General features: G+C 37.9%; 12 protein-coding genes, 1 pseudogene and 1 riboswitch. Of the genes and pseudogenes, 1 reads left to right on the top strand and 12 read right to left on the bottom strand.

Annotated elements, in window-relative coordinates; all coding sequences use genetic code 11:
• Window positions 1-6: 6 nt before the first annotated feature.
• The 12 genes from purD to purE all read right to left on the bottom strand — a co-directional run bounded on the left by purD (window position 7) and on the right by purE (window position 12,960).
• A complete protein-coding gene (purD, locus tag ACLBXA_RS27225; RefSeq protein WP_001101961.1) occupies window positions 7-1,278 on the bottom strand; it encodes a phosphoribosylamine--glycine ligase in 1,272 nt (423 codons plus the stop codon).
• A 116-nt stretch (window positions 1,279-1,394) separates the two neighbouring features.
• Complete coding sequence (purH, locus tag ACLBXA_RS27220; protein WP_000745400.1) at window positions 1,395-2,930, bottom strand: bifunctional phosphoribosylaminoimidazolecarboxamide formyltransferase/IMP cyclohydrolase; 1,536 nt, start codon at window positions 2,928-2,930, stop codon at window positions 1,395-1,397.
• Window positions 2,931-2,954: 24 nt separating this feature from the next.
• Window positions 2,955-3,542, bottom strand: coding sequence for a phosphoribosylglycinamide formyltransferase (purN, locus tag ACLBXA_RS27215; protein WP_000088578.1), 588 nt, complete (start codon window positions 3,540-3,542; stop codon window positions 2,955-2,957).
• Entirely contained in the window at window positions 3,539-4,579 is a 1,041-nt protein-coding gene (gene purM / locus ACLBXA_RS27210) for a phosphoribosylformylglycinamidine cyclo-ligase (RefSeq protein WP_001262424.1), read from the bottom strand. The genes purN and purM overlap by 4 nt, the downstream gene beginning before the upstream one ends.
• Before the next feature lie 105 nt (window positions 4,580-4,684).
• Window positions 4,685-6,100, bottom strand: a complete 1,416-nt coding sequence (purF, locus tag ACLBXA_RS27205; RefSeq protein WP_000879026.1) for an amidophosphoribosyltransferase — start codon at window positions 6,098-6,100, stop codon at window positions 4,685-4,687.
• The gene (gene purL / locus ACLBXA_RS27200) at window positions 6,085-8,304 is read right to left on the bottom strand and encodes a phosphoribosylformylglycinamidine synthase II (protein ID WP_242297364.1); all 2,220 of its coding nucleotides are present in this window, start codon (window positions 8,302-8,304) and stop codon (window positions 6,085-6,087) included. Before purL ends, purF begins: the two co-directional genes overlap by 16 nt.
• Window positions 8,288-8,971, bottom strand: coding sequence for a phosphoribosylformylglycinamidine synthase subunit PurQ (gene purQ, locus ACLBXA_RS27195; protein WP_000666782.1), 684 nt, complete (start codon window positions 8,969-8,971; stop codon window positions 8,288-8,290). The genes purL and purQ overlap by 17 nt, the downstream gene beginning before the upstream one ends.
• Window positions 8,968-9,222 (bottom strand): phosphoribosylformylglycinamidine synthase subunit PurS, encoded by a 255-nt coding sequence (gene purS / locus ACLBXA_RS27190; protein WP_000278823.1) that lies wholly within the window; start codon window positions 9,220-9,222, stop codon window positions 8,968-8,970. The genes purQ and purS overlap by 4 nt, the downstream gene beginning before the upstream one ends.
• Window positions 9,215-9,934, bottom strand: coding sequence for a phosphoribosylaminoimidazolesuccinocarboxamide synthase (purC, locus tag ACLBXA_RS27185; RefSeq protein ID WP_029441464.1), 720 nt, complete (start codon window positions 9,932-9,934; stop codon window positions 9,215-9,217). The genes purS and purC overlap by 8 nt, the downstream gene beginning before the upstream one ends.
• A gap of 88 nt (window positions 9,935-10,022) precedes the next feature.
• The gene (gene purB, locus ACLBXA_RS27180; RefSeq protein WP_000625687.1) at window positions 10,023-11,330 is read right to left on the bottom strand and encodes an adenylosuccinate lyase; all 1,308 of its coding nucleotides are present in this window, start codon (window positions 11,328-11,330) and stop codon (window positions 10,023-10,025) included.
• Window positions 11,327-12,478 (bottom strand): 5-(carboxyamino)imidazole ribonucleotide synthase, encoded by a 1,152-nt coding sequence (gene purK, locus ACLBXA_RS27175; RefSeq protein WP_000196768.1) that lies wholly within the window; start codon window positions 12,476-12,478, stop codon window positions 11,327-11,329. The genes purB and purK overlap by 4 nt, the downstream gene beginning before the upstream one ends.
• Window positions 12,475-12,960 carry a 5-(carboxyamino)imidazole ribonucleotide mutase gene (purE, locus tag ACLBXA_RS27170; RefSeq protein ID WP_000839369.1) on the bottom strand — a complete coding sequence of 162 codons (486 nt, stop codon included), beginning with the start codon at window positions 12,958-12,960 and terminating at the stop codon, window positions 12,475-12,477. The genes purK and purE overlap by 4 nt, the downstream gene beginning before the upstream one ends.
• Window positions 12,961-13,070: 110 nt before the next feature.
• Window positions 13,071-13,172: riboswitch (purine riboswitch) on the bottom strand.
• 279 nt (window positions 13,173-13,451) lie between these two features.
• Between purE and ACLBXA_RS27165 the strand changes: the two are divergent.
• Window positions 13,452-13,635 (top strand): annotated as a pseudogene (locus ACLBXA_RS27165) (hypothetical protein).
• The last annotated feature ends 128 nt before the right edge of the window (window positions 13,636-13,763 follow it).

The following is a 13,763-nucleotide window of genomic DNA, read 5'->3' as shown; positions in this document are numbered from 1 at the left end:
TACATATTAACTTCTCGTCATCTTATGCTCAATTGCACGATATCCTATATCACTTCGATAAAATAGACCATCACTCTCAATTTTACCGATTTCTTTATATACTTTATCTTTTGCTTCTTGTAAACTATTCGCCTTGCAAGCAACAAATAGTACACGGCCACCGTTTGTTACAAAATCACCATGCTTCATCGCTGTGCCTGAATGGAAAACAATCGCATCTTGCAGTGCATCTAATCCTTTAATAATGTCACCTTTTTTATATGCTTCTGGATATCCTTTCGAAGCAAGTACAACACCAATTACTGCTTCCTCTGACCATTGTAACGTTAGCTCACTTTCATCTAATACAGCGTTACATACATCAACTAAATCGTTTTCTAAGCGAGGTAATACTACTTCTGTTTCAGGATCACCAAAGCGTGCATTAAATTCAATTACCTTTGGACCATCATTTGTTAAAATAAGACCTGCGTATAAAATGCCTGTAAACGAACGGTTTTCTGCAATCATCGCTTTAGCAGTTGGATGTAATACCGTTTTTATCGCCTCTTGAACTGCTGATTCTGGAATTTGTGGCACTGGAGAATACGCACCCATTCCGCCCGTATTTGGACCTTTATCACCATCAAAAGCTCTTTTATGATCTTGGGCGATTACCATTGGATGTACAGTTGTTCCATTCACGAATGCCATTAATGAAAATTCTTGTCCATCTAAAAACTCTTCAATAACGACCTTCTTACTTGCCGCGCCGAATTTCACATCTTGCAGCATTTCTTTCACAGCTTGTAATGCCTCTTCAAGTGTCATTGCTACTGTCACGCCTTTACCAGCAGCTAGGCCGTCAGCTTTAATAACGATTGGTGCACCAACTTTTTGAATGTACTGTACTGCTTCTTCATAATCTGTAAAAGTTTCATACGCCGCAGTTGGAATATCATATTTTTTCATTAATTCTTTCGTAAAAGCTTTACTACCTTCAATAACAGCAGCCGCTTTATTCGGACCAAATACGCGAAGTCCCTCTTCGTTAAATCGATCAACAATTCCATTCATAAGTGGAATTTCTGGTCCAACGAAAGTTAATTCAACCTTATTCTCTTTAGCAAATAAAACTAATGCATCAAAATCATTTTCATCAATATCAACTGGTGTTGCAACATCGCGCATACCTTCATTACCTGGTGCTACATACACCTTTTCTACTTTTTCAGATTGTGCAAACTTCCAAGCTAAAGCATGCTCACGCCCACCGCGGCCAATTACTAAAACATTCATATTTCATCCCCCAATAATTAAATAAGTACAAACTAGAAGCTATGCTCCTAGTTTGCTTTCTCATATCAATAAAAGTTTAAAAGGTTATCTCGACCGGACCTTTTAAACATCCTCTATTAGTGTTTGAAATGACGTACGCCAGTGAACACCATAGCAATCCCATACGTATCCGCCACTTTAATAGAATCTTCATCACGGATTGATCCGCCCGGTTGAATGATTGCTGTAATTCCTGCTTTTGCTGCTTCTTCTAATGTATCTGGCATTGGGAAGAAAGCATCAGATGCAAGTGCGCTACCTTGTGCTTTTTCACCAGCTTGTGTAATTGCGATTTTTGCAGAACCTACACGGTTCATCTGTCCTGCACCGACACCAATTGTCATATCATCTTTCGCTAAAACAATTGCATTTGATTTCACATGCTTTACAACTTTCCAAGCTAGTTTTAAATCTTTCCATTCTTGCTCTGAAGGTTCACGTTTCGTTGGAATTGAAATTGTACTTTCATCTAATGATAACGTATCTTCCTCTTGAACGAGAAGCCCACCTTGTACAGAAGTTAGTTTTTTGCTTGCACTTGTCGCTTTTTCAATATTTACAGTTAGTAGACGTAAGTTTTTCTTACTTTGCAATACTTCTAAAGCTTCTTTTGAGAAAGAAGGTGCAATAATGATTTCTAAGAAAATTTCGTGTAACTTTTCTGCTGTAGCTTTATCAATTTCACGATTTGCTGCAATAATACCGCCGAAGATTGATACTGGATCTGCTTCATAAGCACGAGTATATGCTTCGTGAATATCAGTTCCTACTCCAACACCACATGGATTCATATGTTTTACTGCTACTACTGCTGGTTCTGTAAATTCTTTTACGATGCTGAGCGCTGCGTCTGCATCATTAATATTGTTATACGATAATTCTTTACCGTGTAATTGTTCTGCGTATGCAACAGAAGAAGTTGCTGCGAATGGCGCTTTATAGAAAGTTGCCTTTTGATGTGGGTTCTCGCCATAACGTAAGTCTTGCTTTTTCTCGAATGTCACAGTTAATGTTTCTGGACTTTCTTCACCCATTTGCTCTGTTAAATAGTTAGAAATTAGCGCATCATATGCTGCTGTATGACGGAATACTTTCGCTGCTAGTTTACGTTTCGTTTCATCCATTACTTCGCCGTTCTCTTTTAGTTCTGCTAATACAACATCATAATCTACTGGATCTACAATTACAGATACGAATTGATGATTTTTCGCAGCAGAGCGAATCATTGTCGGGCCACCGATATCAATATTTTCAATTGCATCAGCAAATGTTACATCAGGCTTAGCGATTGTTTCTTTAAATGGGTATAAGTTAACAACAACAAAGTCAATTGGCTGAATACCTAATTCATTCATTTGTGTTACGTGTGTTTCATTATCACGAACTGCTAATAGACCACCATGAATATTTGGATGTAATGTTTTCACACGGCCATCCATAATTTCAGGGAAACCAGTTACTTCAGAAATACCAATTACTTGTAAGCCGTTTGCTTCTAGTAACTTTTTCGTACCACCTGTTGAAATAACTTCAATCCCTTGTTCTAGTAACCCTTTAACAAATTCTACTACTCCTGTTTTATCTGAAACACTTACTAATGCACGCTTTTTCATTTATCTTTCACCCCTGGTTGTATGTTAGTTAACAGTTGATTCTTTCACAGACTGAACAATTTGATTCACTGTATTTACGTATAATTTATGCTCAACTTGTTGAATTTTATTTTGTAAGCTTTCTCTCGTATCCCCTTCAGAAACAACTACTGCTTCTTGCGCAATAATTGGCCCTGTATCCATACCTGCATCTACATAATGAATCGTTACTCCAGTTACTTTCACACCTGCTTCTAATGCTTGACCGACAGCATCTTTACCCGGAAAGCTCGGTAGTAATGATGGATGAATATTAATAATCTTCCCGCCGTATGCTTCTAGTAACGTCGGCCCAATTAAACGCATATATCCAGCTAAAATAACATAGTCAATTTCATATTCTTCTAGCTTCTTTAATATCTCTTTTTCAAACGCTTCTTTTGACTCATATGCTTTCGCTGAAAAAGCAAAACACGGAATATGATGATAATGTGCCCGACCAACAGCGCGTGCTTCTGGTTTATCACATACTAATAAACTAATTTCTGCATCCAATCTTTTTTCTTCTACCGCATTAACGAGAGATTGAAAGTTAGATCCGCTTCCAGAAGCAAAAACCGCTAATCTACTCATAGTGCTGTGCCCCCATTAAAAGTAACACCAGCTCCTTGTATAGTACGTCCAATAATACGAGCCGTTTCTCCTTGTTCTTCAAGAAGACGAACAACATCTTTTGCATCTTCTTCCTTTACTGCCACTACCATACCAATACCCATGTTAAAAATATTGAACATGTCTTTCTCTTCCAGGTTTCCAACTTCTTGAAGTAAACTAAAGATCGGCTGAATTTTCCAAGATCCTAGTTCAATCTCAGCACCGATTCCTTCTGGCAACATGCGTGGAATATTTTCAATAAATCCGCCACCTGTAATATGCGCCATACCGTATACTTCATGTTTCTTCAATAGTTCTAAAATAGGTTTGACATAAATTTTCGTTGGTTTTAATAATTCTTCACCAAGAGGTAGCTCTAAGCGACCATAAATACGCTCTAAAGATAGTTCTCCATCTTCTAGTAACACTTTTCGTACTAAAGAGTAACCATTGCTATGAATACCGCTAGATGCTAAGCCAATTAACACGTGACCAGCTTCAATTTTTTCACCTGTTATAATTTTCTTCTTATCAACAATCCCAACTGTAAAACCAGCTAAATCATATTCTTCCGTAGAATACATTCCTGGCATTTCAGCTGTTTCTCCACCGATTAATGCACAACCAGCTTGGCGACAGCCCTCTGATATACCTTTGACGATGTTTTCAATTTTACTAGGTTCAGCTTTACCACAAGCAATATAATCAAGGAAGAAAAGCGGCTCTGCTCCTTGGACAACAATATCATTTACACACATTGCTACTGCATCAATACCAATTGTGTCATGTTTATCTGCCATAAAAGCGAGCATCAATTTCGTTCCCACGCCATCTGTTCCAGATACTAATACAGGTTCTTCTAATGCAAATTTTGATAGATCAAACATACCTCCAAAACCGCCTAAACCGCCTAGTACTTCTTTTCTCATAGTTGTTTGTACGTGTTTTTTCATGCGAGATACCGCTTCATATCCAGCTTCAATATCTACTCCTGCTTGCTTATATGCATTCGCCATCGTTATTTACACCTCGTCTTTTAATTTCTCCCCATCCAGGGCGGGCTATTTTAAGAAAGGAGCTAGCTTCTACATCAAAAGAAGTAGAAGCTTTTTTCACTTTTCTTATTTCATACTTTCTAAAAGCTCTTGCTCATAATCATAAAGAGCTGTTGGATAGTCCCCATTAAAATAAGCCATACATAGACCGCCATATTTCCCTTCATATGGACGCCCAATTGCATCTACTAATCCATCTTCGCTTAAAAATGTTAAAGAATCTGCTCCGATCATTTCACGGATTTCTTCTACTGTATTATTTGCTGCAATTAATTCTTTTCTCGTTTGAATATCAATGCCATAAAAACATGGATACTTAAGAGGTGGTGAAGCGATTCTTACGTGAACTTCTGTCGCTCCAGCTTCACGAAGCATACGAACAATTCGTTTACTTGTCGTTCCTCTTACGATAGAATCGTCAATCATAACAACTCGTTTCCCTTCCACTACACCTCTTACTGCTGAAAGCTTCATCTTAACCCCTTGCTCACGCAGTTCTTGAGAAGGCTGAATAAAAGTACGTCCAACGTAACGATTTTTAATTAATCCTAATTCATACGGAATGCCTGTTGCCTCCGCATAGCCAATCGCTGCTGAAATACTAGAGTCTGGTACACCAGTAACAACATCCGCTTCAATAGGAGCTTCCGCTGCTAAACGTTTTCCCATATTTTTACGCGCTGCATGAACGTTAACACCAGCAATATTAGAATCTGGTCGTGCAAAGTAAATGTATTCCATACTACAAATCGCATGTTCTACATCGTTTGTAAAACGATCTACGTGAATTCCTTCATCATTAATGATAAGTAATTCACCAGGTTCTACATCGCGAATGTATGTTGCACCTACTACATCAAAAGCACATGTTTCAGATGCTACAACGTAAGCATCCCCCATCTTTCCAATTGAAAGCGGACGGAATCCATTTGGATCTAACGCAACGATCATTTCATTTCCAGTTAGTAAAAGATACGCAAACGCACCTTTCACTTTATTCAGAGCCTCTTTTACACTTTCAATTAAAGAGTCTTTCGTACTACGTTTAATAAGATGTAAAAGTACTTCTGTGTCTGAACTTGTTTGAAAAATACTTCCCTCTGCCTCTAATTCACGGCGAAGCATTTTTGCATTAATTAAATTCCCGTTATGAGCTAGCGCCATACTATGATCAGAAAAACGGAACAACAATGGTTGAACGTTAGCAACTTCACTTCCACCAGCTGTTGCATATCGTACATGTCCGATTGCTGATTTTCCATTTAATCCTTCTAGCTCGCCTCTTGAAAACACTTCTGATATTAAACCTAACCCCTTGTGACCGACGATTTTCTCACCATTATTTACGACAATGCCTGCGCCTTCTTGTCCACGGTGCTGTAAACTGTGCAATCCGTAGTATGAAACTTGTGCTGCATTTTCATGCCCCCAAATTCCGAAAACGCCACATTCTTCGTTTAACCCCTTTATTTCAGCAAGCATGGGATTGCCCCTTTCCAAGCCTTTCTCATTTCATCTACATTTGCTGTAAGTAATACTTCATTTTCTTCATTATAAATTGTTACTTCATTTGTACTTGTTACTTCTCCAACTTGGATTGCTTCTACCGCTTTCTCAAACGCCTCTTTATTTTCACGTTTTACAGTAATCACGAAGCGAGACTGTGATTCAGCGAATAATGCTGCTGTTGCTTCTCCATCTAATTTCACAGTAGCACCTAAGCCTTTAGCACCAATTGCACTTTCTGAAATCGCAACTGCTAAACCACCCTCAGCAACATCATGTGCAGATTGAACAAGACCAGCTTGAATTGCTTCTAATACTTGTTTTTGGCGTTTTAATTCTACATCTAAATCGATACTTGGTGATTGCCCGAAGATTTTACCGTGAATCATTTTCTGTAATTCACTTCCGCCAAACTCAGCTTTCGTCTCACCAATTACATAAACTAAATCGCCAGCTTGCTTAAACTCTTGTGTTGTTACATGTTTTAAGTCATGTACAAGTCCGACCATCCCAACAGTTGGTGTTGGATATACAGCTTCGCCACTACGCTCGTTATACATCGATACGTTTCCACCGATAACTGGTGTTTGTAATGTGCGACAAGCTTCACTCATACCGTCTACTGATTTCTCAATCTGCCAGAAAATCTCTGGTTTTTCTGGGTTACCGAAGTTTAAACAATCTGTAATTGCAAGTGGCTCCCCGCCAGAACATACGATATTTCGCGCTGCCTCTGCTACTGCAATTTTACCGCCCATTTCTGGATCTAGATAAATGTAGCGAGAGTTACAATCTGTCGTCATTGCTAATCCTTTTTCTGTACCGCGTACACGTACAACTGCAGCATCTGAACCTGGTGTCACAACTGTACTTGTGCGAACTTGGTAATCGTATTGATCGTATACCCACTCTTTACTTGCAATTGTTGGTTGCTGTAATAGAGCGAATAACGCTTCTTTATAATTTTCTACTTTTGGCGTTTCCATTTTCATTGCTTGGAATTCAGCAAAGTATGCTGCTTCTTTTGATGGCTTATGATAAATTGGTGCTTCTTCTGCTAAAGCATCTGCTGGAACTTCAGCTACCTTTTCACCTTTATGGAATAAACGAAGCATTTTATCTTCTGTTACTTTTCCCATCGTAACTGCTGCAAGACCATACTTCTCAAATAAATCTACTATTTCTTGTTCTCTACCTTTTTTCACAACAATTAACATACGCTCTTGTGATTCAGATAGCATCATTTCATATGGTGTCATTCCTGTTTCACGCTGTGGTACATCATCTAAGTACATTTCAATACCCATTCCTGCTTTACTTGCCATTTCTGCAGAAGATGATGTTAAACCAGCCGCACCCATATCTTGAATTCCAACAAGTGCATCAGATTGAATTAATTCTAAACACGCTTCAATAAGAAGTTTCTCCATAAATGGATCCCCTACTTGAACCGCTGGACGTTTCGCTTCTGAACTTTCAGATAGTTCTTCCGACGCGAATGTTGCACCGTGAATACCGTCACGACCAGTCGATGCCCCTACGTACATTACTGTGTTACCAGCACCGTGCGCTTGCCCTTTTTTAATGTCTTCATGATTAATCAAACCTACGCACATTGCATTTACAAGTGGATTTCCTTCATAACATGGATCAAATTGTACCTCGCCGCCAACAGTCGGAATACCGATGCAGTTACCGTATCCTGCAATTCCTGCTACTACTTCTTCGAATAAATATTTCACACGTGGTGACTGTAATTCACCGAAACGAAGTGAGTTTAATAGAGCTACCGGACGTGCTCCCATAGAGAATACGTCACGAATAATACCACCAACACCTGTTGCAGCTCCTTGATATGGTTCAATAGCTGAAGGATGGTTATGACTTTCCATTTTAAATACAACTGCTTGATTATCACCTATATCTACAATTCCAGCACCTTCTCCAGGTCCTTGCAGAACACGCTCACCTGTCGTTGGAAACTTACGAAGAACTGGTTTTGAATTTTTATAACTACAATGTTCAGACCACATTACAGAGAATAATCCTGTTTCTGTATAATTTGGCAGACGACCTAAAATCCTTTCAACCATGGCAAACTCTTCGTCTGTTAGCCCCATTTCCGCATATATACGCTCTTCTTTAATTTGTGTTGGATTTGGTTCAAGCATTAACGACATATGTTTCCCTCCACTGTTTTAAGATAGATTGAAAGACTTTTAACCCTTCAGCACCGCCAAGTAATTCATCTACAGCACGCTCTGGATGTGGCATCATACCAAGTACATTTCCTTTTTCGTTTACAATACCAGCAATATCTGAAACGCTACCGTTAGGATTTTCTACGTAACGGAATGCGATTTGATTATTCTCTTCTAATTGTTTAAGAGTCTCTTCGTCACAATAGTAATTCCCCTCACCATGAGCGATTGGAATATTGATTATTTCATTTTTTTCATATTGTGATGTAAACATCGTTTCATTATTTTCAACACGCAACTGAACAGTGCGACACATAAATTTTAAGTTTTCGTTTCTCATTAACGCTCCTGGTAGTAATCCTGATTCAACAAGAATCTGGAATCCATTACATACACCTAAAATCGGCTTTCCTTGCTCAGCAGCTTTTTGCACTGCTTTCATTGCATTAGCAAAGCGAGAAATAGCACCGCAGCGTAAGTAGTCACCATAAGAAAATCCACCTGGTAGTAGAATTGCATCATATTCATCTAAATTCTCTGTATCGTGCCAAACGTAATCTACTTCTTCGCCAAGCTCATCTTTAATTGCATGGAACATATCGACATCACAGTTCGAACCCGGAAATACTATTACGGCAAATTTCACTGTGCGACAACCTCCTCAACTTCATAACGGAAGTCTTCCATTACAACGTTCGCTAATAGTTTTTCACACATTTCTTTTACCTTGCTATCTAAATCAGATACAGATTTATCAATCGTTAATTCCATGTACTTTCCGATTCGAACGTCTTGTACTTCTGTGAATGAAAGACTATGAAGTGCTCCTTTTACTGCTGTTCCTTGTGGATCTAATACGCTTTCTCTTAATGTTACATATACCTTAACTTTATACATGTGAAATTCCCCCTAAACGTTTTAAAATCTCTTCATAAGCATCTGTTAAATTTCCAAGATCGCGACGGAATACGTCTTTATCAAACTTTTCATTGCTCGTTTCATCCCATAAACGACAAGTATCTGGTGAAATTTCATCCGCTAAAATGATTTCTCCTTCTTCCGTTACACCAAACTCTAATTTGAAATCTACTAATCTTACGCGACAGCTTGCGAAATGATCAATCAACACTTGATTGATTTGTAGAGCCATATTTCGTAATACACTTACTTGCTCTGGCGATGCAACGTTTAATACACGAATATGATCTTCCGTTACAAGTGGATCTCCTAAATCATCATCTTTGAAGTAAAATTCTACGATTGGTTCTGCAAGTACAGTTCCCTCTTCCATTCCTAATCGTTTTGAAAGACTTCCTGCAATTACATTTCTTGTGACAACTTCTAAAGGAATAATACTCACTTTTTTAACAAGTTGTTCTGTTTCAGATAACTTCTCAACAAAATGTGTTTTAATTCCTACTTCTTGTAACTTTCTGAACAATAAAGTTGTAATCTCATTGTTCAAACGACCTTTTCCTGTAATCGTCTCTTTTTTTTCCCCATTGAAAGCAGTCGCACTATCTTTGTACTCTACCCAAACCATATCTGCTGATTCTGTACGATAAATTCTTTTTGCCTTACCTTCATACAGCAATTCTAGCTTTTGCATTTCGCAAGCCCCCTGTAGTTTGAAAAATGTGAATAATGTTTTTATAAAGAATGGCACAGAATGACTCTATTCTGTGCCATATGAAATTTTACGCTTCGTTTAATCCAAGGCGTTCAAAGATTGTATCAACATGTTGCATATGATGCTCATAGTTGAAGCATTCATTAATTTCTTCTTGTGTTAACTTACTTGTAATACGCTCATCAGCTTCAACAAGCTCTTTAAATTGTACTTGTGTTTCCCAAGCTTCCATCGCTTTAGGCTGTACGATATCATAAGCTTCTTCACGTACCATACCTTTGTCGATTAGTGTAAGCATTACGCGCTGAGAATAAATTAAGCCGTATGTTCTTGTCATATTGCGTTTCATATTCTCTGGGTATACAGTTAAGTTTTTAACGATATTACCAAAGCGATTTAACATGTAATTTAATGCGATTGTAGCATCTGGTAAAATTACACGTTCTGCTGAAGAGTGAGAAATGTCACGCTCATGCCATAACGGAACATTCTCATAAGCTGTCATCATATAACCGCGGATAACACGAGCTAAACCAGTCATATTTTCAGAACCAATCGGATTACGTTTATGCGGCATTGCAGAAGAACCTTTTTGGCCTTTTGCGAAAGCCTCTTCAACTTCACGTGTTTCACTCTTTTGTAAACCACGAATCTCAACTGCCATCTTTTCGATAGATGTTGCGATTAATGCAAGTGTCGACATGTAGTGTGCGTGACGATCACGTTGCAATGTTTGTGTTGAAATTGGTGCTGCTTCTAATCCTAAGTTTTCACAAACATATTTTTCTACGAATGGATCGATATTTGCATATGTACCAACTGCACCAGATAATTTACCAACACGAACTGTATCAGCAGCTTGTTTGAAACGCTCTACGTTACGTTTCATCTCTTCATACCAAAGACCAAGTTTTAAACCAAATGTCGTTGGTTCTGCATGAACACCGTGTGTTCTTCCCATCATGATTGTGTATTTATGCTCTTTCGCTTTGTTAGCTAAAATGCTTACAAAGTTCTCTAAGTCTTTTAATATGATTTCATTCGCTTGTTTTAAGATGTAAGATAATGCTGTATCTACTACGTCTGTAGATGTTAAACCGTAATGAACCCATTTACGTTCTTCGCCTAATGTCGGCGTTTCTGATACAGCACGAGTGAATGCAACTACGTCATGACGTGTTTCTTTTTCAATTTCATAAATACGATCAATATCAAATGATGCATGTTCACGAATTTTTTTAACATCTTCTTTTGGAATGTCGCCAAGCTCAGCCCATGCTTCACAAGCTAAAATCTCAACTTCTAACCACGCTTTAAATTTGTTCTCTTCCGTCCAAATCGCACCCATTTCAGGGCGTGTATAACGACTAATCATCTTTTTCCCTCCAACAGTTGTTCTTGATGGTCCCAAATATGCAAACTCTTCGCTTTTTCTAGAGCAACTTCAATATTATCATTTAAAATATTAACATGCCCCATTTTTCGCTGTGCTTTTGCTTCTTCTTTTCCATACAAGTGTAAATAGCACCCGGTTAGTCTATTCACTTGTCTTAGGACCCCTTCTATATGTTCGCCTAAAATGTTTACCATGACAACTGGTTTTAACAAATTTGTTTCTCCTAGAGGTAAATTACAGATTGCTCGAATATGTTGACCAAATTGGCTCGTTTCACATGCATCCTGTGTGTAGTGTCCTGAATTGTGAGGTCTTGGTGCTAATTCATTAATGTAAATCTCACCATTAGCTGTAGCAAACATCTCTACAGCTAGTGTTCCCACAAGTTTTAATTCATCCGCAAGTACCTTTGCATAAGCAATTGCTTTTTGAGAAAGCTCTTCTGTAATACGAGCTGGAACGATAGATTCATGCAAAATGTTATTTACATGAATATTTTCCGCTACTGGAAACACTTTCGTTTCACCACTTACACTACGAATCACAATAACAGATACTTCTTTTTCAAAAGGCACCCATTTCTCTAAAATACACTCTGCTTTATCCACAAGATTTCTTGCTGTCTCAACATCAGCCTCACTTCTTAAAACAACTTGCCCTTTCCCATCATATCCACCTGTCGTCGTTTTTAAGACAGAAGGGAATGATAACTCAGCAATTGCTTCTGTAAGCTGATCTTGATTTTGAACTAATCTATACGTTGCTACTGGTAACCCAGCCTTCTCAATTCCATTCTTTTCTGTAAAACGATTTTGCGTTTTATTTAACAACTGACTACCTTGTGGCAAGTAAGCATGTTTTTCAAGCCATTGTAAACATCTATAATCAATATTCTCAAATTCATATGTGACAACATCACTTATCTCTGCTAAATGCTGAATTGCCTTTAAATCGTCATACGGTGCAACGATTTCAATATCAGCAACTTGTGCACATGGTGAATGCTTTGTAGGATCTAAAACAGCAATTTTATATCCCATCTCCTTGGCTGCCAATGCCATCATTCTTCCTAGCTGGCCGCCTCCAATAATGCCGATTGTTTTTCCAGGTAAAATGATTCTCGTCATACTAGCTCACTACCTTCGCGCACATCTTTTTCAATCGATTCTCGTCTCAATTCTAATGCATCATGTATATCATCATGGAATGATCCAAGTATTTGTGCAGCAAGTAATCCAGCATTCGTTGAACCGGCTTTACCAATTGCAACAGTTGCAACTGGAACGCCTCCTGGCATTTGGACGATGGATAATAATGAATCTAAGCCGTTTAATGCTTTTGATTGAACTGGAACTCCAATTACAGGAAGATTTGTCTTCGCTGCAACCATTCCTGGTAAATGTGCTGCTCCACCAGCTCCAGCAATAATAACCTTCAATCCACGTTCACGAGCCGTCTCTGCATATTCAAACATATAATCCGGAGTCCGATGAGCGGATACAACCTTTTTCTCATACGGTATATTTAATTCATCTAAAATGTCACAAGCATATTTCATTGTTTCCCAGTCTGACGTACTTCCCATTATGACTCCAACTAGTGATTTCATATTAGAATCCCCCCGATTCAAATAAAAAAAGCCTGAAATAGAACAGTTTCTCTTTTACTATGAGAGAAAGCGCTCTACTCAGGCATACGTATCCCTTGTGAATAGAAAAATACCGAGTGACTTTCCCTCATAGTCTAACGAATAACGGTCGTTAGGTAGAGACTTGCAGGCCATATCCCCGCGATTATATGAGGTCTTATATTATTGTTTCTATGGCTATATTAACAATATTTCATAAACGATGTCAATAAATAATCGAATGTTTTTTTATTAGTAGTCAATAACGTTCGTGTTTTAGTTATATTCAAAAGAAGAATTGCAACTATATGCAAGAAGAAAAGGGAATTAGAATATATATTTCTAGAGATCTATTTACTTATAATCGTTTATATAGTACTTCAGTATGTTTTAAATCAAAATATGTACACTCTTGTATTCTACACATCAATAGAACTTTTATTATAACGATTTAATTTCTAAGGAGGATAAACATGAAAGAAAGAACTACGCTATTATCCTATTTATTTTTTCTATCGCAGTAATTGTTGTAATTATTGAATACTTATTTATAGCATCTCATTATTTAAAATATATACTTATGATAGAAATAATGTGTCCTATTTTAAAAGTCTCTATTTCATTCTTTTTTCGTCTTTAGCGTTATTAAATTTATAGATTATAACATTCGGTAAATAAAAATAAACACAAAAAAAACCTAAGTCGAAACGACTTAGGTTTTTGCTTGGCGACGTCCTACTCTCACAGGGACAAGGTCCCAACTACCATCGGCGCTAGAGAGCTTA

The organism is Bacillus sp. D48C, assembly GCF_053345735.1.
This window is presented reverse-complemented; position numbering and strand designations above follow the sequence as displayed.